This is a genomic window from Ensifer sp. ENS11 (assembly GCF_014851895.1).
GTDB lineage: Bacteria > Pseudomonadota > Alphaproteobacteria > Rhizobiales > Rhizobiaceae > Ensifer > Ensifer canadensis.
The window spans coordinates 148,403-168,369 of the sequence record NZ_JACVAN010000004.1 but is presented as its reverse complement, the minus strand read 5'-3'; the positions used below and the strand labels follow the sequence as shown (position 1 = coordinate 168,369).

The window sequence follows — 19,967 nt, the reverse complement described above, 5'->3', positions numbered from 1 at the left end:
CCCTGGCCGAAAACGATAGTCGGTTCAGGGCCTTGCGTGACATTCAAGCCCGGAGAAACCGATGAAATCGTCTTCCGCCCTGCTCTTTGCCTCCACAATCCTGCTGTCTTCGCCCGTTGCAGCGGCCGGCCCCAATGTGGTGGCTTCGATCAAGCCTGTCCACTCGCTCGTCGCTTCGATCATGCAGGGCGTCGGCGAACCGTCGCTGATCGTCGAGGGTGCTGCTTCGCCCCATACCTACAACATGAAACCGTCGAACGCCGCGGCGCTGCAGGCGGCCAAGGTGGTCTTCTGGGTCGGCCCGGGGCTCGAAGCCTTCCTCGACAAGCCGCTCGATGCGCTGAGCGGCGGCGCCAAGGTGGTGGAGCTCAGCGAAGCGCCGGGTCTTGAGAAGCTGAAGTTCCGCGAAGGCGGCGCCTTCGAGGCGCATGATCACGACGACGAGGGCCATGGTGAGGAGGGCCACAAGCACGCCGAGGGCGAAGCGGAACACGACGATGCCGCAGCTCCCGAGGCTGCTGCCGCAGATGACCACGATCATGCGCATGAGGGCCATGATCACGAAGGCTTCGACATGCACCTGTGGCTCGACCCGCAAAATGCTAGGGCGATGGCAGCCGAGATCGAAAAGACGCTCACAGAGGCCGACCCGGACAATGCCGGCGCCTACAAGGCCAATCTCGAGAAACTCAACCAGCGCCTCGACGCGCTGGACAAGAGCCTGGTCGCAACCGTCGCGCCGGTGAAGGACAAGCCCTTCGTCGTCTTCCACGATGCCTATCAGTATTTCGAGCATCGCTACCAGGTGCGGGTGGCGGGCTCGATCACGGTCAGCCCGGAGGTTCTGCCCGGCGCCGATCGGCTGTCGCAGATCCACGCCAAGATCAAGGAACTGGGTGCGACCTGCGTCTTTGCCGAACCGCAGTTCGAACCGAAACTGATCAATGTGGTGATCGAAGGCACGCCGGCGAAATCCGGGACGCTCGATCCAGAGGCGGCCACGCTCGATGCCGGGCCGGACCTCTACTTCCAGCTGATGGAAGGTATCGGCACGTCGCTCAAGACCTGCCTCGCCTCGGCAAGCTGATCCGTGCTCCCAAGGCGGCATAGCCGTCCTCCCAAGGCGGCAAAGGCGCGCCACGCGCCGCCCCTCTCCGTCATGCTCGGGCTTGACCCGAGCATCCAGCGTGCCTCCCTGTGGGGCTTTCAGCCGCTGGATCCTCGGGTCAAGCCCGAGGATGACGAAAGGACAGATCAAGCCCCGGAAGTGACCGGCGGACAGGTCTAACCGATGACTGAGACCGGTCGAGGCAGGACCGGCGCACAAGGCCGAAGCCTCGCGGCCGATGGCAAAGCCAGTCCACGAGCGACCGGATTGTTCAGGCGGGCGTAAGCGTCCGCCTTTTATAGGCGCGTCAAGCGTAATGGTATAACATACAGGAAACAACGATGGAAAGACTTCCCGTAACCGTGCTGTCCGGCTTCCTTGGCGCCGGCAAGACGACGCTGCTCAACCATGTGCTGTCCAACCGCGACGGCTTGCGTGTAGCCGTCATCGTCAACGATATGAGCGAGATCAATATCGACGCCGCGTTGATCCGCGACGGCGGCGCCAACCTGTCGCGCACCGAAGAGCAGCTCGTTGAAATGACCAATGGCTGCATCTGTTGCACGCTGCGCGACGATCTGCTGCGCGAAGTCCGCGATCTCGCCGAACAGAACCGCTTCGACTACCTGCTGATCGAATCGAGCGGCATTTCCGAACCCCTGCCCGTCGCAACCACCTTCGATTTTCGCGACGAGGATGGCGAAAGCCTTACCGACGTCGCCCGCCTCGACACCATGGTCACCGTGGTCGATGCCGCCAATCTGCTTGCTGACTACTCCTCGCTCGATTTCCTTGCCGATCGCGGCGAGACGGCAGGCGAAGGCGATACCCGCACATTGGTCGACTTGCTTGTCGAGCAGATCGAGTTCGCCGATGTCGTCGTGCTCAACAAGATCGGCACGGCTACATCAGAGCAGCGCGATGCCGCACGCAAGATCATCGTCGGGCTGAACCCGGATGCGCAGCTGGTGGAAGTGGATTTCGGCCAGGTGGAACTGCGCGACGTGCTCGGCACCGGCCGCTTCGACCTTGCCAAGGCCGAACAGCACCCGCTCTGGTACAAGGAGCTGCATGGTTTCAAGGATCATATTCCGGAAACCGAGGAATACGGCATCCGCTCCTTCGTCTACAAGGCCCGCCGCCCGTTCGATCCCACCCGGTTCCAGGCGTTTCTCAATCGCTCCTGGCAGGGCGTGGTGCGGGCCAAGGGTTTCTTCTGGCTGGCGACGCGACCCTATCATGTCGGCGAACTGAGCCAGGCCGGGCCGCTGGTCAGAACATCAAAGATGGGCCTGTGGTGGGCGGCAGTGCCTAGGGAGCAATGGCCGCGCGACCCGGGCTTCCTGAAGGCTGTCGGTCCCTACATCGATCCCGTCTGGGGCGATCGCCGCCAGGAGATCGTCTTCATCGGCGCCGACCCCATGGATCAGGCGATGCTGACGGCCGAACTCGACGCCTGCCTGGTCAATGACACCAGCTTCCAGCCGGACCGTTGGCGGGATCTGCCCGATCCCTTCGCGAACTGGTCGCAGCGGGCGGCCTGATGCAGGCGGCCGGTCCAAGACCACGTCGACCGCGCTTCACCTGCATGGGCCTCAATGCCGCCGGCAGGCCCGTGCCGATGTTCGATCCGTTCTTTGATGGACAGGATAATGGGGAGGAGGCACTCGCCCCGCCCGGCCCGCTGGAGCGACTGCTTTTCGGAGAGCGGGGTCGGACTGAAGCCGCGGACATTCCGTCGCTGCGTCGAACGACGGTGTAGGGAAAATCGAAGGGGTAGCCATAAAGCGCCCCCGGACTGCTGACAAAGTTGCCGCTGGTTATCTGCCGACCATTGGCAAGCTCAAGGCGATCGGAAACTTCCTTCATTCCTGTGCCTGTCACAGGAATCCAGTCAGCCCAAGTCCTTGGGCTAAAGGGTCTTTTGGCCCGACAGACGTCGGGCCACTGGATCCCCGCCACAAGGGCGAGGATGAGGAGAGCGGGTTTCGCCCTTCGTCAATAGATTCTTTCAGAGGCTGTAATAAGTTTGAAGGGGCAGCCCGAAAGGCTGCCCTCGATCAAATCGTTCAACGCGCAGACGTCAGGCCGACGATGACGCCGGTCGCAAGGCTGATCAGCAGGAAGTCGTTGTCGACACGCACCCACTGCTGGCCGCGCGGCGGCTGGCGCAGCTTGTAGCGGCGATAATCGCGCACCTGCGCCATGTGGCGGCGCTCGGCGGGGCTCAACCGATGGCCGCGCGACCAGCGTTCCTTCTTCTTGACGATGACACGCTTTTCGATTGTCACGTGCTTGTCGACATGCCGGTCCACGTGGCGGTCGACAGGTCGACGCTGATAGCGGTCGTAGTTCTGTGCGACCTCGAAGGAACCTGCCGGCTGGGCAAAGGCTGCTACCGGTGTGATCAGGAAGGAGCTGGCGACCAGAGCGGTCAGGAGACGTTTCATCGGGGTATCCTTTCGTTATTTGCACCCCGAAAATAGGTCCGGCTTCCTGAACCGAATATGAAACGCTACATTACAAATACGTAATGATATCGAGTACTTATAAGCGTTACCTTACAGACTGATATTCTCACTCTGAGAGGCTGACGTAACGGAACAGATCGAAATCCGCCGCCAGTCCCGCACCCGACGTGTCGAAGGCGAACATGCCGGCGAAAGCGCCGGTAAACGATCCATGTTCGCCGCGGCCGCCCTCGTCCGACACCACGCCAGCGTCGAGCACCGGGCCGAGGGCCTGCCAATCGACCGCCCCGTCTGCGCGCCAGAAGAACTGCAGGTCATTGTCGCGGATCTCCATGGCAAGCCCGATCGGCCCTCCGGGCACGGCGATGCCGCTTCCGACAGGAAACTGCAGCCGGCCAAGCGGGAAGTCGCCCGGGCAGGACAGGATCGTCAGCGTCCGCCCAAGAGTCTCGTGCCAGGTGAGGCCGAGCGCATGAAACTTGTGGCGGTTGTAGTAGTGCGTCAGCCCGGCGACCTGCTGATAGGTCTCCGGCGCGAAGTCGACCAAGGTTTCAGCGCGGAAAGAATGATGCTCCTGCCGGCGGGCGACCAAAGCCTGCTCGAACCAGCTGCCGATGCTTTCGCGGGCAAAGAGCCTCAAGTGCCCTGCCCGCCTTTCCAGCGAAAAGATCCGCTCCGGCAGCGGCGTGCGCAGCCACTGGAACTCGGCCGGAAGCGCGGCCCCATCGAAATCGGTTTCGACCACGCGCGGCTCCACCAAGGCCCCGACCGGGCCTGGAGCTGCGACCAGGACTTCGGGAACCGGCCCGCCGTTTTCGAGATAGAGCCAGCCGTCATCGCGCCAGACGCATTTCTGCAGTGCCGTCTCGCGGCCAAGCGTGCAGCGACGCTCCGGCGGCAGCGGCCGGCCGCAGAGATGGGTGTGATAGGCTTGCCCGTCCGGCGTCTCGACATATTGCCCGTGCCCTGCGCGCTGCAGCGGCGCATCAGGGTGATCCTTTGACGTGATTAGGTAGGTATCGGGATGGATTTCGTAGGGACCGTCGATCGTGCGCGACCGCGCCATGGTCACGGCATGGTCGTATCCCGTGCCGCCTTCCGCCGTCGTCAGATAGTACCAGCCATTGCGCTTGAAGAGATGCGGCCCTTCGACCAGACCGAGCGGCGAGCCGGCAAAGATGTTCTTCACCGGCCCGGCCAGCCTGCGCGCGCGCTCGTCCCATTCCTGCAAGAGGATACCGTCGAAGGCCGGATGTTTCGGCGAGCCGCCTCTGCGATGGTTCCACTGCATGTTGAGGAACCATTTTCGCCCATCGTCGTCATGGAACAGCGACGGGTCGAAGCCGGAGGAATTGACGTAGACAGGATCGGACCAGACGGCTTCGATCGCCTCTGCCGTGACGATGTAGTTGTGTGCGTCCTTGAAGTTGCCGTCGAAGCGCTTGACGTCGGTATAAACAAGGAAGAACAGGCCGTCGTTATAGGAAAGGCACGGCGCCCAGACGCCGCAGCTATCCGGGTTGCCACGCATGTCCAGCTGGCTTGCCCGCTCCAGCGGCCGGCGCACCAGACGCCAGTTCACCAGATCGCGCGAATGGTGGATCTGCACGCCCGGATACCACTCGAAGGTGGACGTGGCGATGTAATAGTCATCGCCCACCCGGCAGATGGACGGGTCCGGGTTGAAGCCGGGCAGGATCGGATTGCGAATCAGGGCAGTCATTCCTCGGGCATCCTCCAATTGTCGGCCGCATCCAGCCCCAAACCGCCGTGATTTTCAAGACTGCAACGTTACAGTTGGTGACGTAGCCCACGACGCGGCACGAGTGGTTCACGCAGTATTGCCATTTGCGCCCTTCACATCTGCAGTGAAACCCACTGGCGATACTGGTTGGCACCCTGTTGTGCACAATGATTGGGCAATCGCCTGACAGCTCCATTCGACTTTAGTCTGGGGTGGCGGAACTAACCGGGAAAATCGAGCCTCGGACTTGAACGCTGGCTTGAAATCGGCACTCTGGTTGTGCTTGGCACAAAAACCAAAACAGCCACTGCGGGGAGGAAATCGATGAAAGCGTTACTCGGCTTCAGCCGACTCATAGACACGACGACCGAGTTCATCGGCAAATCGGTGTCCTGGCTCATTCTGGTCGCTGTGCTCGTCAGCGCCGGCAATGCCATCATCCGGAAAATGTTCAACATGTCGTCGAACGCCTGGCTCGAGGCGCAGTGGTATCTCTTCGGGGCGGCCTTCATGTTCGCCGCCGCCTATACACTGAGCCAGAACGAACACATCCGCATCGACGTCGTCTACGGCCAGTTCTCGCGCCGCGTGCAGCACTGGATCGACCTGTTCGGTCACGTCTTCTTCCTGATGCCGTTCGTGCTGCTGATGCTCTATTACTTCGTGCCCTACGTGAAGATGTCCTACATCTCGGGCGAGGGCTCCTCCAGCGCCGGTGGCCTGATCATCTGGCCGGCCAAGGCCATCCTGCTCTTCGGCTTCCTGCTGCTCGCCTTCCAGGGCGTATCCGAAATCATCAAGAAGGTCGCGATCATGACCGGCAACATGGACGACCCGACACCCTATGTGCCGACCCATGCACCGCTTGACGACGTCGTCGCTCCGGAGGCCCGTCCATGATCGAATTCATTGCTGAAAACCTGGCACCGATCATGTTCGTCTCGCTGATCGTGTTCCTGCTGCTGGGCTATCCCGTCGCCTTCTCGCTCGCCGCCAACGGCCTCCTGTTCTTCATCATCGGCGTGGAGCTCGCTCCGCTGTCGGATTCGATCAACCTGTCCTGGCCATTGCTCAACGCGCTTCCCGACCGGTTCTGGGGGGTGATGTCGAACGACACATTGCTTGCCATCCCCTTCTTCACCTTCATGGGGATCGTGCTCGAGAAATCGGGCATGGCGGAAGACCTGCTCGACACAATCGGCCAGCTCTTCGGCCCGATCCGCGGTGGTCTCGCCTATGCGGTCATCTTCGTCGGCGCGCTGCTTGCAGCCACCACCGGCGTGGTTGCAGCCTCGGTCATCGCCATGGGCCTGATCTCGCTGCCGATCATGCTGCGCTACGGCTACGACCGCAGGGTCGCATCGGGCGTCATCGCTGCCTCCGGCACGCTCGCCCAGATCATCCCGCCATCGCTCGTTCTGATCGTTCTCGCCGACCAGCTCGGCCGCTCAGTCGGCGACATGTATGCCGGCGCGCTTATCCCGGGCCTGGTCCTGACCGGCCTCTACATGATCTATATCCTGATCATGACCTTCGTCCGGCGTGACTCGATGCCGGCCCTGCCGCTGGCCGCCCGCACACTCGGCTCCGGCGTCACCTCACTGATCGTCGCGCTCATCGTCGCCGGCGCCTTTGCCTACGCGGCGCATATCTATCTCTATCCGACCCATGGCGAGAACGCCGACATCCTCGGCGCCACCGTTGGCGTCGGCTTCATCTACGTCGTCGCTCTTCTGGATCGCGGCTTGAAGATCAATGCGATGTCGCGGCTTGCCCAGCAGGTCATCATCGTGCTGATCCCACCGCTGGCGCTGATCTTCCTCGTGCTCGGCACCATCTTCCTCGGTATCGCCACGCCGACAGAAGGCGGCGCCATGGGTGCGGTCGGTGCACTGATCATGGCGGCGGCCAAGGGCCGCCTGAGCATGGACGTCGTTCGCTCGGCCCTGGCGGCAACCACCCGGCTTTCCGCTTTCGTGCTGTTCATCCTCATCGGCGCCCGCGTGTTTTCGCTGACCTTCTACGGCGTCAACGGCCACATCTGGGTCGAACACCTGCTGACGGCGATGCCGGGCGGCGAGACCGGCTTCCTGATCACGGTCAACCTGCTCGTCTTCTTCCTGGCGTTCTTCCTCGACTTCTTCGAGCTTGCCTTCATCATCGTGCCGCTCTTGGCTCCGGCCGCCGACAAGCTCGGCATCGACCTGATCTGGTTCGGCGTGCTGCTCGGCATCAACATGCAGACCAGCTTCATGCATCCGCCGTTCGGCTTCGCGCTCTTCTATCTGCGCTCGGTCGCGGCCAAGGTGCCCTATCTCGACAGGGTCACCGGAAAGATGACACAACCGGTGACGACAGGGCAGATTTACTGGGGGGCTGTGCCCTTCGTCGGCATCCAGATCATCATGGTGGCGCTGACGATCATGTTCCCGCAGATGGTCATGCACTACAAGGGAAGCGGCGAAGTCATCGATCCGAACACCATCAAGATCGAGGTGCCCGGATTCGGGACCGGTGGCGGCGGGCTTACGCTCCCCGACAACGGCGGCGGCCTCGGCCTTCCCGGCGGTCTCCAGCTTCCGGGCGGCAGCCCGCTCGACCAGAAGCCGGCGGACCAGAACGGCGGGGCTGGCGCACAACCGCAGACGGCGCCGTCAAACGACCTGAGCCAGCCGCCTTCGTTCAAGTAACGTTCGGCTTATGCAGACAGAGGGCGGCCCCGTAAAGGGCCGCCCTCTCAGCTTGCTGCCCCCCGAAGATCGCTTTCTGGCAAACGGGCATCCCATTTTCCCTCATCCTCGCCGTTGTGGCGGGGATCCAGCGACCTGACGTCCGTCGGGCCAAAAGACTCTTTTCAGCCCAAGGACGTGGGCTGACTGGATTCCTGTGACAAGCACAGGAATGATGGAGGTTTTGGATGGCGTTCGGGCTTTCCCCCGCAAACTTGCGATGATCGAACATGCCCTTGTCGGCAGTCAGGGCTGGCCCCACAAGGGCCGCCCTCTTCATGTGGCAACAAGCCTGCTCCAGCCACCGATGTCCGCTCAATCCAGCCGCTTGGCCGGATTGTCGCGATACCAGTCGACGATCATCGGCATCATCTCCTCGAACGGGCCGCCGACGAAAACATTGAGCAGGCCCATGCGCGACGTGCTCTCGTTGCGGAAGTCGTGCATCGTTCCGCGCGGGATGACACAGATCGATCCCTTCTCCATTTGGTGCCAGGTGTCGCCGACCAGGATGCTGGCGGTCCCCTCGATCACGTAGAAGATTTCGTCATTGTCGTCGTGCTTATGCGCCCCCGGCCCTTCGCGCCGCGCCTCCACCCACCATTCGGAAATCGAGAACCGACCTTGGGTCTCCGGGCCGTCGGCTTTGAACACGGCCTGTATCGCGCCCATGTCGTAGCGCCGGCCGCCGTCCGGCCCGTGCACGATCGATTGGCTTTCGCTCGGCATGGCATCCTCCTCATCGAGCGTTAAGACAGCAACCTTACCACGAAATCTGGAGACCGCGTCCACCCGCAAGCCGGAACGAAAAAGCCGCCCGCAACCGAAGTTGCAAGCGGCTTTCATTCCGGTTCGATGCCGCTTCCCATCAGCGATGGAAAGCGCTGTAGCCAGTCGCAGGCTTAGAGCTTGCCGCCCCGCTGCAGGATCATCATGAAGGTGTCGTAGTTGTATTCGGCGATCTGGGCGTTGAGGTAGTACTCGCCGCGGAATGCCTTGATCGAGTCCCAGATCTTCTTGAAGGTCGGGTTCGAAGCTTCCATTTCGGCATAGACTTCGTTCGCCTTTTCGAAGCACGCCGACAGGATTTCCGGGCTGAACGGGCTGAGCTTGGCGCCCGAAGCCACCAGGCGCTTGATCGCCGACGGGTTCAGGTAGTCGTACTTCTGCAGCATGTTTGCGTCGGTTGCGTGGCAGGCGGTGCGCAGCAGCGACTGGTAGTTCTTCGGCAGGCCGTCGAACGCCGCTTTGTTGAACATGGCGTGGACCGTCGGGCCACCTTCCCACCAGCCGGGATAGTAGTAGTAGGGCGCGACCTTGTAGAAGCCGAGTTTCTCGTCGTCATAGGGGCCGACCCATTCGGCAGCGTCGATGGTGCCCTTTTCGAGCGCCGGGTAGATGTCGCCGCCGGCGATCTGCTGCGGCACGACGCCGAGCTTTTCGACCACCTTGCCGGCGAAGCCGCCGATGCGCATCTTCAGGCCCTGCATGTCGGCAACGGTCTTGATTTCCTTGCGGAACCAGCCGCCCATCTGCACGCCGGTGTTGCCGCCGGGGTAGCCGACGAGACCCTGGGTCGCCAGGAACTCGTTGAATAGTTCGATGCCGCCGCCATGGTAGTGCCAGGCGTTCATGCCGCGCGCGTTGAGCGCGAAAGGAACGGCAGCGCCAAGCGCCCAGGTCGGGTCCTTGCCCCAGTAATAGTAGGCGACCGTGTGGCAGGCCTCGACCGTACCGGCAGCGGCAGCATCCGCAGCCTGCAGGCCGGGCACGATTTCACCGGCTGCAAAGACCTGGATCTGGAAATTGCCGTCGGTTGCTTCAGAGACATATTTCGAAAGGACTTCGCCGCCGCCATAGATCGTGTCCAGCGACTTGGGGAACGACGAGGCAAGGCGCCAGTTGATCTTGGGATTTGCCTGCGCGATCGCAGGCGATGCGAGCGCCGATGCGCCAGCCGCAGCCAGGCCACCGAGGCTTGCGTTTTTAATGAATGAACGGCGATCCATGGTTCCTCCCTATTTCCGCCGAGGCAGAATCCGGCGCAACCGTGGTCGCGCCTCCGCCCAATGGAACCTCACCGCCTTTGCGGCACGTGCGAGGCCCCGCTCCTCCTCCCAAAGCGTCGCGATCTCCAGGATTCGCTCGCTGCGCTTTAAGCTCTACTGCAGTTTCCTTAAATCCTATTCGATTTAAGAATAAAAACATGCAGCAATTCAAAGTGCTACAGCGACCTTTGCGTGTCTCATAAGACGCGCGGCGCTGTAGTTTCTGCAAAGCCGCTGCGCACGGCATGCTTTGGAGCCATCCGTGTCGCAGCGCGAACCGGTGGCATCGACGCACCTTACACGCTCACTTATGCATGTCCAGCGGACGCTTTCCGGCGCATATTCGACTTTTGTCTAATGCGCCGGAAAGTAATCGGAATTGCTCAAAATCGAGGCAAATCAATGTATTCGCAGGATCAGAGCTCGGCCGAAGAGGCCCAGAGATTGACGTCGGCTTCGCGCGCGTAAAGGTCGATCTCGGCCAGCTCTTCCGCCGTGAACGTGTCGTTTTCAAGCGCCTTGACGCAATCGACGATCTGCTCGGAACGGCTGGCACCGATCAGCGCCGAGGTGATGCGCCCGCCGCGCAGCACCCAGGCGAGCGCCATCTGCGCCAACGTCTGGCCGCGCTTTTCGGCAATGCCGTTGAGCTTGCGGATGTTGTCGATGATCGCCGGACGGATGAAGTCCTTCTTGAGGAAGTGGTTCTGTGCGGCGCGGCTGTCCTGCGGAATGCCGCCGAGATACTTCGTCGTCAGCATGCCCTGGGCGAGCGGCGAGAAGACGATCGAGCCGATGCCGAGATCTTCGAGCGTGTGCACGAGGCCGTCGTCCTCGATCCAGCGGTTGAGCATGGAATAGCTCGGCTGATGGATCACGCAGGGTGTGCCGAGTTCCTTCAGGATCGCGGCCGCCTCGCGGGTGCGCTGCGAGTTGTAGGAGGAAATCCCGACATAAAGCGCCCGGCCCGACCGCACGATATGGTCGAGGGCGCCGCAGGTCTCTTCCAGCGGCGTGTCCGGATCGAAGCGGTGCGAATAGAAGATATCGACATAGTCGAGCCCCATGCGCTTCAGGCTCTGGTCGCAGGACGCGATCAGATACTTGCGGCTGCCCCACTCGCCATAGGGACCCGGCCACATGTCGTAGCCGGCCTTGGATGAGATGATCAACTCGTCGCGCAGATGCGCGAAGTCCGTGCGCATGATCTCGCCAAAAGCGGTTTCGGCCGATCCCGGAGGCGGACCGTAATTGTTGGCGAGATCGAAATGGGTGATGCCCAGATCGAAGGCAGTACGGCACATGTCGACCTTGCGGTCGTGCGGGGTGTCGCCGCCGAAATTGTGCCAAAGCCCCAGCGAGATCGCCGGCAGCTTCAGGCCGGACCGTCCGACGCGGTTGTACTTCATGGTGTCGTAGCGGTTTTCCGCCGGTAGCCAGGTCATCGCAATTCCTCCGCGATCGGGTTTTGATGGCGAATAAGAGACCGCCATCCTGCAAATGAGAAAGGTTTCCGCGGCTGCGGAAACCTCTGTTCAGAAACGTCTAAACTGGTCCGATGCAGCTATGAAGCGGCAGCGGCACGATTTCCCGATATTTCTTCTTGAGGTTCGATGAGCAGCGCCCGCGCCTCCTCGATCCCGAGGGCTGCCGGCTGGGTGCAGGTGGTACTGAGTTCGATGAACCGCCCTTCCTCGCCCGACTTCAGGATCGATACCATCACGTCGACGCCGTGCAGCGCGCGGTCAAGCGAGCAGCGGGCATCGCGACCCTCGAGAATGGCGATCGCCATGTCGGCAAGGCCAGCCGTGCGGTAGTTCGCCATCGGGCCCTGCGGGTGCTCCTGGTTTTCGACGGCAAAGGGATGATCCCACATTTCCAGCGGCTGGATGTTCTTGTCCCGGCCGCTCGCTTCGACCTTGCCGCCGAAGAAGTTGGGATCAGGGACGAAAATCGAGCCCTCCGTGCCGTAGAGCTCCATATTGGCGTGGCGATGCGACCAGACATCCCAGCTCGCCGACAGGGTGATCGTTGCGCCGTTTGCGAACTCCAGCAGCGCATGGATGTTGGTCGGCGTCTTCACCGGGATGACCTCGCCGTTGCGCGGCTCGCTGGTAATGGTGCGTGTCGGATTGGCCATCGAAGACAGCGCTGCCACGCGCTTCACCGGACCGATGAGGTTGATCAGGTTGGCGATGTAGTAGGGCCCGAGATCGAGGATCGGACCGCCGCCGGGAAGAAAGAAGAAGTCCGGGTTCGGATGCCACATCTCCATGCCGGGGCTGAGCACGTGGCAGGTGCCCGACGTCACGCGGCCGATCTTGCCGGCGTCGATATAGCTGCGGGCAAGCTGGTGGGCGCCACCGAGGAAGGTGTCGGGGGCGCAACCGACCGTCAGGCCCTTGGCCTTGGCAAGGGCGCGGAGTTCCTCACCCTGCTCCAGCGAGAGCACCAGCGGCTTTTCCGAGTAGACGTGTTTTCCCGCTTCGAGAATACTCTTGGATACCGGGAAATGCGCATCAGGGATCGTCAGGTTGACGACGATATCGACATCCGGGTTGGCGAGAAGCGCTTCGATGCTCTGCGCTTTGACGCCATACTCAGTCGCCCGTGCTTCGGCTGCCGCCGGATTGATATCCGCGCAGGCGACGACTTTGATGCCCCTGAAAAGCGGGGCAAGCTTGAAATAGGTGGTGGAGATGTTGCCGCATCCGATGATGCCGACGCCAAGTTCCTTGGTCATGGATCTACCTGTTTTTCAGTAGGATTGGATGGAGGCGAGCGAGCGCTTGGCGAAGCGCTGGAAGTCACTCGGATTGTCGTGCTCGGCAATGAAATAGCGCGCCTTGGTGCCGGAGAGCGCCTGGAACAGGCCCTTCCAGTCGACCGTACCCTCGCCGACATCGGCCCAGCCGTCTTCGTCCTTTTTCTCGCCCGTCGGCGCGATGTCCTTCACATGCACGGCAGTGATCCGGTTGGCATATTTCTTGATCCAGGCGATCGGGTCGGCGCCGCCGCGGATGATCCAGGCGATGTCGGCCTCCCAGGAAAGATCCGGCCCACCCTCGAAGATCAGGTCCTGCGGAATGCTGCCATCCGGCAGGGCGAAGAATTCGAAGTCGTGGTTGTGCCAGCCGAAGATGAGGCCGGCATCGCGGTAGGGCTTGCCCGCCGCCTGCAGGCGCTCGCCGAAGGCGCGCCAGCCGGCCGCGTTCGTCGGGCGATGCTCGGGCAGGAGATAAGGGCAATAGATCGCCCGGATGCCGAGCGCCTTGGCGATTTCAAGCACCCGTGCCGGATCGCTTTCGAGCATATCCAGGCCGAAATGCGCCGTCGGCATGGCGAGGCCGTTCTCGTCGAGACCGTGCTTGAAGCTTGCGATCTCCGCATCGCTGAGCGCCGCATAGAGCGCGCCGTAACCTTCGACCTGGCTATATCCTGCCTCGCCGATCGCCTTCAGCACATCGGCGAAGGGCGGGAAGTTGCGGGCGCTATAGAGCTGAAAACTGACGTCTTTCATCGAAAATCCTCCTCGGGAAATCATCGTGATCGGTCTGATCGGCCAGGGGCGGGACGAGACCCGGCCGGGTTTTTCGTCATCCGGCCCTGAGCCAGGCGTCGTAATCCGACACCAGCAGATGGACGGGGGCTGTGTCCTCCTCGATCGCCGAGAAGCGACCAACGGGTTCGCGGAAGTAATTGTCGGTAAGGTCGTCGTTGACGGTCGAAACCTCGCCCATCAACACGTCTCCGTCTTCCGCCCAGAAGGCGTGCCAGTTGCCGGGCAAAAGCGTCACGCTTTCGCCGGGCATGAGTTTCAGGAGGTCGCCGGCCTTCAGCCGACGCAGGCGCGCATCGGTCGCTACCTCGACGTCGCTTTCGTCGTCGACAGAGCCGTCGGAGTGCGAATTGTACATCTGCAGCACCAGCGTGCCACCGCCACGGTTGATGATGTCCTCGGTCTTGGCGGCGTGGCGATGCAGCGGGTTGACCTGACCGTTGCGGGTGATCATCAGTTTCTCGGCATAGACCATGCCCTGCCCCGTCGTCAGGTTCGAGGCATCGCCATTGCGCAGCGTGAAGAGCACGAGACCGACCTCATCGAAGCGGCCCTTGCCGTAATCGGTGATGTCCCATCCGAGCCGGGCATCGAAGATCGTCGGGCAATCCGAAGCGACGCGCGACTTCATTTCTTCCGGCGACCAATAGGCAAAGGGCGGAAGCACGAAGCCGAAGCTGCGCATGAAGGCATCGCTGCTGGCGATGATGTCATTGACGTGGCTGCGTTTCACGGTGGGTCACCCCTTTCCCTGGCAGGATTCAAGATCGAAGGCGGCAAAGCGCGGCACCGTGCCTTCGGCAAGTGATGTCTTCGGCGTGAAGCGGATGACCTTCGTTTCACCTGATGTGAGATCGAAGGCATTGTCGGCGTAGCGCCCGGCGACGTCGGCCTCGATCATCACATGCAGCGCCAGGCCACTCGCCTTGATCGAGACGTCGTAGGCGCCGTCGCCGATTGGCAAGACCTCAAGCGACAGCTTGGAGGGCTGAAGATCGAGAGCCTTATAGGTGCCCGGCACGTGATGGCCTTCGCCACGCATGCCGTTCGACGCCTCGAACGACCAGAACAACAGTGCGTTTTCGGGAATGTCGCGCGCCGCGATGCTCACCAAGGTCGCCGCGCGGTCCGGCGAGCAGGTGCCTGCTGCCGCCATCAGCGGCGTGCGCGCACCGTCAAGCGTAACGACGAAGGCCTGCAGTTCCACAGTCACCGGCGCGGCGGTGTCGTTGACCATCGAAAAGGTGATTTCCTTGCCGTCGGCGGACGGAATGGCGGCAACGGCCACCGGCTGGAAGAAGCGGCGCACCATGTAATGCATGGCCTTCCAGCTGCCGCCGTAGTCGAGGCTCGACCAGGAAGCGACCGGCCAGGTGTCGTTGAGCTGCCAGTAGAGCGTGCCCATGCAATGGGGCTTGAGCGAGCGCCAGTAATCGACGGCCGTGCGGATCGCCAGGCCCTGCTGGATCTGGCTGAGATAGACGAAGCTTGGGAAGTCCTTGGGGAAGCGGAAATAGCGGAACATCGTGCCGGCAATGCGCTCGTTGCCGCCGACGTTCTTCTGGTGGCTCTCGATCACCGGCGACGCGATGTTGAGGTCCTTCTCGGCAGCAAACTGCCGGATGACGGGCATGGAGGTATAGGACTGGAAACCGAACTCCGAGCAGAAGCGCGGGCGCACGGACCGGTAATTGTCGAAGGATTTGTTCTCGTGCCAGACCGACCAATAGTGCATGTCGCCGGAACCGTCGGAATGCCAGGCGTCGCCGAAATCGAGATAGCCGGAGGCCGGGCTTGAGGGCCACCACAGTGCGTCCGGCAGCGCCGCCTTCAGCGCAACTTCGACCGTACGGTTCAGGCGGTCATAGGAGACGAGATAACGGTCGCGATCCTTGCGCGGCTCGTCGAACCAGGTGAGCGCGCCCACCAGCTCGTTGTCGCCGCACCAGAGCGCGATCGACGGATGGGACGACAGGCGCTTGACCTGGTAGTCGACCTCGGCCGCGACGTTGTCGAGGAAATCGGGCGTCGAGGGATAGAGGTTGCAGGCGAACATGAAGTCCTGCCAGACCATCAGGCCCAGCCGGTCGCAGAGATCGTAGAACCAGTCCGGCTCGTAGAAGCCGCCGCCCCAGACGCGGATCATGTTCATGTTGGCGTCAAACGCTGAGCGCAGCAGGTCCTCGACACCATCAGGCGTCACCCGTGACATCAGCGCGTCGGCCGGGATCCAGTTGGCGCCCCGACAGAAGATCTCGCGGCCATTGACGCGAAAGGCAAAGCGGCTTCCCGCCTCGTCCTTGTCGGTCAGAAGCTCGATCGTGCGAAAGCCGATCTGACGCGTCACCTGCTCCTGTGGCACTTCCACGGTCAGCATCGAAAGGTTCTGCTCGCCGCTGCCGGCCGGCCACCAGCGTTTCGGCTCACTGACGGTAAAGACGTGGGTGATGCGGGTCTCGCCGGTGCCGACGGCGCAATCGAGCCGCTCCCTTTGGCCGTCGAGAGAGAAATGAACCGGGACGATGCCCGGACCATCGGCAAAGAGCGTGACCGTTACCTGCAGATCGACCGAGCCGTCGCCGAGCCAGATCTGCTTTGTCGTCACATGCTCGATGCGGGCGATCTCCAGCCGGCGCAGCGCCAGCGTACCGTAGACACCGAGCGGCGCAATCGCGATGTTCCAGTCCCAGCCGAAATGGCACTGGGGCTTCCTCAGCATGTTGCCGTTGGCGATCGGCGAATTTCCGGGGTGGTAGGGCACGTAGAAGGGCTGCGCCCTCTGCCGGCGTGCACCCTCTGATATCGAGGACGGCAGCACGATGCGGATACGGTTTTCACCGGCGACCAGCGTACGGGAGACATCGGGCCGATGACGGCGGAAGCAATTGTCGGCCTCGAGCACGAGCCGGTCGTTGACGAAGACCGAGGCGACCGTGTCGATGCATTCGAGGTCGAGATACCAGTAGCCGCCGAGATCATCCGCATCGATCGACACTGTGCGCTCGATCACCCAATCCTCGTGCGCCACCCATTGCACGTCATCCTCGTTGCGACCCACATAAGGGTCGTCGATGATGCCGGCCCTTTGCAAAGCCGTGTGCACGTCGCCCGGCAGCGCCATGGTCGTCGCGTGGCTTTTATCGCTGGAAGCGAGCTGCCATTCTCCCGCGAGGTCGAGATAGCAAGCGGTTCGATTCGGGTCCTGGGAGAGCATTTCCATATTCCGTTGATTGCCGGCGAAACTGCCGGCATGCCAGTGTGTCGAAACGCGCCGGATGATGAAAGCCGGCGCGTTTCCCCGTTGTTCAGAGACGATTTTCGCTGACCGCGTCGAAGATCGAGGCGACCGCCATGTCGAAGGAAAGCGTCACCGCCGTTCCCGGCTTGTAGCGGCGCTGGCCGCCGATGCGCACCGACATCGACTGGCCGGCAAGTTTCAGCCAGAGCAGGTTGTCGGCGCCCATCGGCTCCTCGATATCGACGACCGCCTGGTGCGACGGCTGGCCGTTCGGTGCCTCGTCGACACGCACATGCTCCGGCCTCAGGCCAAGGACGACCTTTTGGCCAGATTTGAACGGCCCGCGCGACGGATAGGCCGACACGTCGAAATCGACGCCATTGGCGCGCACGAAGGCCCGCCCATCCTTCAATTGCAGCTCGCCGCGGAAGAAGTTCATCGACGGCGAGCCGATGAAGCCGGCGACGAACAGGTTTTCCGGCGCGTTGTAGATCGTCATCGGATCGGCAAGCTGCTGGATGACACCGCTCTTCATCACCGCGATGCGGTCGGCTAGCGTCAGCGCCTCGATCTGGTCGTGGGTGACGTAGATCATCGTGTTCTTCAGGGACTGATGCAGCCGCTTGATCTCGACGCGCAGTTCCGAACGCAGCTTGGCGTCGAGGTTCGACAGTGGCTCGTCGAACAGGAACACGTCGACATCGCGCACCAGTGCCCGGCCGATCGCCACGCGCTGGCGCTGGCCGCCGGAAAGCTCGGCGGGCTTGCGCTTCAACAGCGGCTGGATCTGCAGGATCTCGGCGGCGCGGCTGACGCGCTTGTCGATCTCGGCCTTTTCGACCTTGGCCACCTTGAGCCCGAAGGAGAGGTTCTTCTCCACCGACATCTGCGGATAGAGCGCGTAGGACTGGAACACCATGCCGATACCACGGTCCTTCGGCTCCTCCCAGGTGACGTTCTTGTTCTTGATGAAGATCTGGCCGTCGCTGACGTCCAGGAGCCCGGCGATGCAGTTGAGCAAGGTCGACTTGCCGCAGCCGGATGAGCCGAGCAGCACCAGGAATTCGCCATCCTTGATGTCGAGGTTGAGCGTGTCGAGCACAGTGACGGCACCGAAGCTCAACGACAGATCCTTGACCGATACGCTGACGTTTTCCATGCCCTTACCCTTTCACTGCGCCGGCGGCGATGCCGCGGACAAAAAGCCGCCCGGAGACGAAGTAGACGAAAAGCGGCACGGCACCGGTGAGGATGGTTGCCGCCATGTTGACGTTGTATTCCTTCACGCCCTGTACCGAATTGACGATGTTGTTGAGCTGGACGGTCATCGGGTAATATTCCGGCCGGGTGAACACCACGCCGAACAGGAAGTCGTTCCAGATGCCGGTCACCTGCAGGATCATCGCCACCACGAAGATCGGCATCGACATCGGCAGCATGATGCGGAAATAGATGGTCCAGAACCCAGCGCCGTCGACGCGCGCCGCCTTGAACAATTCTTCCGGCAGCCCGGCGAAATAGTTGCGGAACAGAAGCGTCAGGATCGGCATGCCGAAGATGGTGTGAACGATGATCAGGCCGGTCAGCGAGCCATAGACGCCGAGCTCGCGCAGCACGATGACGATCGGATAGATCATCACCTGATAGGGGATGAAGGCGCCGACGATCAGGATAGTGAAGAACAGGTCGGCGCCCTTGAAGCGCCAGTTGGCCAGCGCATAGCCGTTGATCGAGGCAATCGCGATCGAGACGATGGTCGAGGGAACGGTGATGCGCACCGAGTTCCAGAAGCCGCGCGAAAGGCCATCGCAGTTGAGGCCGGTGCAGGCGCTCGACCAGGCCTTCACCCAGGGCTCGAAGGTGATTTCGAGCGGCGGCGCGAAGATGTTGCCGAGTCGGATTTCCGGCATGCCCTTCAGCGAGGTCATGACCATGACGTAGAGTGGCAGCAGGTAGTAGAGTGCCACGACAATCAGGGTGCCGTAGACCATGATGTTGCGGCCCGAAAGCGCCCGGCGCGGCTTGCGGCCCCGCGGGCCTGAAAGGGCAACGGAGGTCTTTTCCGCCTCGGGGTCGATACCGGCGGCGATGGCGTTGAAAGCGACGATCTCAGGCACGCTTGCGCCCTCCCCCAAATTCGAGATAGGCCCAGGGCACGATGATGATGGCGACGGTGATGAGCATCATGGTCGAGGCGGCAAATCCCTGGCCGAGATTCTGCGCCTGGAACATGTAGTCGTAGACGTATTTGGCCGGCACTTCCGAGGCGATGCCCGGGCCGCCGCTCGTCTGCGCCACCACGAGATCGTAAACCTTGACGATGCCGCTTGCGATGATCACCAGCGTGGTGATGAAGACGCCGCGCATCATCGGGATGATGACGAAGACATAGGTCTTCCACATCGGAATGCCGTCAACGCGCGACGCCTTCCAGATATCCTCGTCGATCCCACGCAAGCCGGCGAGCATCAGGCACATGACGAGCCCGGTCCCTTGCCACAGCGCCGCGATCAGGATGCCGTAAATGACGATATTGGAATTGTAGAGCGGGTCGAAGGCAAAACTCGTCCAGCCGAGAGAGCGCACCACCGACTGGATGCCGTATTCCGGGTTGAGCAGCCATTGCCACACGAGGCCCGTCACGATGAAGGACAGGGCGAAGGGATAGAGCATGATCGTGCGGAACGTGTTCTCGAAGCGGATCTTTTGGTCCATCAGCGCCGCCAGCAGGAAGCCGATGACCAGGCTGAAAATCAGCGAAAACAAGCCGTAGATCGCCAGGTTCTGCACCGACATCAGCCAGCGCGGCGCGGCCCACAGCCGCTCATACTGGTCGAGGCCAACGAAGGAAAGCCGCGGCAAGAGCTTGGAATTGGTGAAGGAATAGACCACGGTCCAGACCGTGCCGCCGAGGAAAATGACCACGGCCGTCAGGATCATCGGGATCGAGGCCAGCTTCGCATTCAGATTCCGCAGCCACTGGTTCGGCCGACCCGAACCGCGTGTGTGACCCATGTTTCGTTCCTCCGGAACTGCATTGGATTGCCGATGGCAGGCGGCGTCGATGACG

General features: G+C 62.0%; 16 protein-coding genes. 4 read left to right on the top strand and 12 right to left on the bottom strand.

Annotation, left to right across the window (positions count from 1 at the left end; genetic code table 11):
• The first annotated feature begins 61 nt into the window (after window positions 1–61).
• Both znuA and zigA read left to right on the top strand, forming a co-directional pair.
• Window positions 62–1,087, top strand: a complete 1,026-nt coding sequence (gene znuA / locus IB264_RS10045) for a zinc ABC transporter substrate-binding protein ZnuA (RefSeq protein WP_025427321.1) — start codon at window positions 62–64, stop codon at window positions 1,085–1,087.
• A gap of 362 nt (window positions 1,088–1,449) precedes the next feature.
• A complete protein-coding gene (gene zigA / locus IB264_RS10040) occupies window positions 1,450–2,652 on the top strand; it encodes a zinc metallochaperone GTPase ZigA (protein ID WP_025427322.1) in 1,203 nt (400 codons plus the stop codon).
• Window positions 2,653–3,177: 525 nt separating this feature from the next.
• On the opposite strand, the gene IB264_RS10035 is transcribed toward zigA, so the two are convergent.
• Entirely contained in the window at window positions 3,178–3,558 is a 381-nt protein-coding gene (locus IB264_RS10035) for an RcnB family protein (RefSeq protein WP_025427323.1), read from the bottom strand.
• A 127-nt stretch (window positions 3,559–3,685) separates the two neighbouring features.
• Window positions 3,686–5,302, bottom strand: a complete 1,617-nt coding sequence (locus IB264_RS10030) for a glycoside hydrolase family 43 protein (protein ID WP_025427324.1) — start codon at window positions 5,300–5,302, stop codon at window positions 3,686–3,688.
• A 345-nt stretch (window positions 5,303–5,647) separates the two neighbouring features.
• Between IB264_RS10030 and IB264_RS10025 the strand changes: the two genes are divergently transcribed.
• Together IB264_RS10025 and IB264_RS10020 are read left to right on the top strand one after the other, a co-directional pair.
• Window positions 5,648–6,223 (top strand): TRAP transporter small permease subunit, encoded by a 576-nt coding sequence (locus IB264_RS10025; protein WP_025427325.1) that lies wholly within the window; start codon window positions 5,648–5,650, stop codon window positions 6,221–6,223.
• Entirely contained in the window at window positions 6,220–8,013 is a 1,794-nt protein-coding gene (locus tag IB264_RS10020; protein WP_025427326.1) for a TRAP transporter large permease subunit, read from the top strand. The genes IB264_RS10025 and IB264_RS10020 overlap by 4 nt, the downstream gene beginning before the upstream one ends.
• Window positions 8,014–8,367: 354 nt before the next feature.
• Here IB264_RS10020 and IB264_RS10015 read toward each other — a convergent pair whose 3' ends face one another.
• From IB264_RS10015 to IB264_RS09970, 10 genes are all read right to left on the bottom strand, one after another.
• Window positions 8,368–8,781, bottom strand: a complete 414-nt coding sequence (locus tag IB264_RS10015) for a cupin domain-containing protein (RefSeq protein WP_025427327.1) — start codon at window positions 8,779–8,781, stop codon at window positions 8,368–8,370.
• A gap of 173 nt (window positions 8,782–8,954) precedes the next feature.
• Entirely contained in the window at window positions 8,955–10,061 is a 1,107-nt protein-coding gene (locus IB264_RS10010; protein WP_025427328.1) for a TRAP transporter substrate-binding protein, read from the bottom strand.
• 455 nt (window positions 10,062–10,516) lie between these two features.
• Window positions 10,517–11,545 (bottom strand): L-glyceraldehyde 3-phosphate reductase, encoded by a 1,029-nt coding sequence (gene mgrA / locus IB264_RS10005; protein WP_025427329.1) that lies wholly within the window; start codon window positions 11,543–11,545, stop codon window positions 10,517–10,519.
• 119 nt (window positions 11,546–11,664) lie between these two features.
• Window positions 11,665–12,843, bottom strand: a complete 1,179-nt coding sequence (locus IB264_RS10000) for a Gfo/Idh/MocA family protein (protein ID WP_025427330.1) — start codon at window positions 12,841–12,843, stop codon at window positions 11,665–11,667.
• A 15-nt stretch (window positions 12,844–12,858) separates the two neighbouring features.
• Entirely contained in the window at window positions 12,859–13,620 is a 762-nt protein-coding gene (locus tag IB264_RS09995) for a sugar phosphate isomerase/epimerase (RefSeq protein ID WP_025427331.1), read from the bottom strand.
• A 76-nt stretch (window positions 13,621–13,696) separates the two neighbouring features.
• Window positions 13,697–14,392 (bottom strand): D-lyxose/D-mannose family sugar isomerase, encoded by a 696-nt coding sequence (locus IB264_RS09990; RefSeq protein ID WP_025427332.1) that lies wholly within the window; start codon window positions 14,390–14,392, stop codon window positions 13,697–13,699.
• 6 nt (window positions 14,393–14,398) lie between these two features.
• A complete protein-coding gene (locus IB264_RS09985; protein ID WP_025427333.1) occupies window positions 14,399–16,873 on the bottom strand; it encodes a glycoside hydrolase family 2 protein in 2,475 nt (824 codons plus the stop codon).
• Window positions 16,874–16,964: 91 nt separating this feature from the next.
• A complete protein-coding gene (locus IB264_RS09980; RefSeq protein WP_057208724.1) occupies window positions 16,965–18,056 on the bottom strand; it encodes an ABC transporter ATP-binding protein in 1,092 nt (363 codons plus the stop codon).
• A 4-nt stretch (window positions 18,057–18,060) separates the two neighbouring features.
• The gene (locus IB264_RS09975) at window positions 18,061–18,888 is read right to left on the bottom strand and encodes a carbohydrate ABC transporter permease (RefSeq protein ID WP_225906378.1); all 828 of its coding nucleotides are present in this window, start codon (window positions 18,886–18,888) and stop codon (window positions 18,061–18,063) included.
• Window positions 18,889–19,006: 118 nt separating this feature from the next.
• Window positions 19,007–19,912 (bottom strand): carbohydrate ABC transporter permease, encoded by a 906-nt coding sequence (locus IB264_RS09970; protein WP_025427336.1) that lies wholly within the window; start codon window positions 19,910–19,912, stop codon window positions 19,007–19,009.
• Window positions 19,913–19,967 lie beyond the last annotated feature (55 nt).

What these genes read in the sequence shown, in the direction of transcription:
- IB264_RS09975 (WP_225906378.1), bottom strand. Translation starts at nt 18,888, where the DNA reads ATGGTCTACGGCACCCTGATTGTCGTGGCACTCTACTACCTGCTGCCA.
- IB264_RS10020 (WP_025427326.1), top strand. Translation starts at nt 6,220, where the DNA reads ATGATCGAATTCATTGCTGAAAACCTGGCACCGATCATGTTCGTCTCG.
- znuA (WP_025427321.1), top strand. Translation starts at nt 62, where the DNA reads ATGAAATCGTCTTCCGCCCTGCTCTTTGCCTCCACAATCCTGCTGTCT.
- IB264_RS09985 (WP_025427333.1), bottom strand. Translation starts at nt 16,873, where the DNA reads ATGCTCTCCCAGGACCCGAATCGAACCGCTTGCTATCTCGACCTCGCG.
- IB264_RS10025 (WP_025427325.1), top strand. Translation starts at nt 5,648, where the DNA reads ATGAAAGCGTTACTCGGCTTCAGCCGACTCATAGACACGACGACCGAG.
- IB264_RS09995 (WP_025427331.1), bottom strand. Translation starts at nt 13,620, where the DNA reads ATGAAAGACGTCAGTTTTCAGCTCTATAGCGCCCGCAACTTCCCGCCC.
- zigA (WP_025427322.1), top strand. Translation starts at nt 1,450, where the DNA reads ATGGAAAGACTTCCCGTAACCGTGCTGTCCGGCTTCCTTGGCGCCGGC.
- IB264_RS10035 (WP_025427323.1), bottom strand. Translation starts at nt 3,558, where the DNA reads ATGAAACGTCTCCTGACCGCTCTGGTCGCCAGCTCCTTCCTGATCACA.
- mgrA (WP_025427329.1), bottom strand. Translation starts at nt 11,545, where the DNA reads ATGACCTGGCTACCGGCGGAAAACCGCTACGACACCATGAAGTACAAC.
- IB264_RS09980 (WP_057208724.1), bottom strand. Translation starts at nt 18,056, where the DNA reads ATGGAAAACGTCAGCGTATCGGTCAAGGATCTGTCGTTGAGCTTCGGT.
- IB264_RS10030 (WP_025427324.1), bottom strand. Translation starts at nt 5,302, where the DNA reads ATGACTGCCCTGATTCGCAATCCGATCCTGCCCGGCTTCAACCCGGAC.
- IB264_RS10015 (WP_025427327.1), bottom strand. Translation starts at nt 8,781, where the DNA reads ATGCCGAGCGAAAGCCAATCGATCGTGCACGGGCCGGACGGCGGCCGG.
- IB264_RS10000 (WP_025427330.1), bottom strand. Translation starts at nt 12,843, where the DNA reads ATGACCAAGGAACTTGGCGTCGGCATCATCGGATGCGGCAACATCTCC.
- IB264_RS10010 (WP_025427328.1), bottom strand. Translation starts at nt 10,061, where the DNA reads ATGGATCGCCGTTCATTCATTAAAAACGCAAGCCTCGGTGGCCTGGCT.
- IB264_RS09970 (WP_025427336.1), bottom strand. Translation starts at nt 19,912, where the DNA reads ATGGGTCACACACGCGGTTCGGGTCGGCCGAACCAGTGGCTGCGGAAT.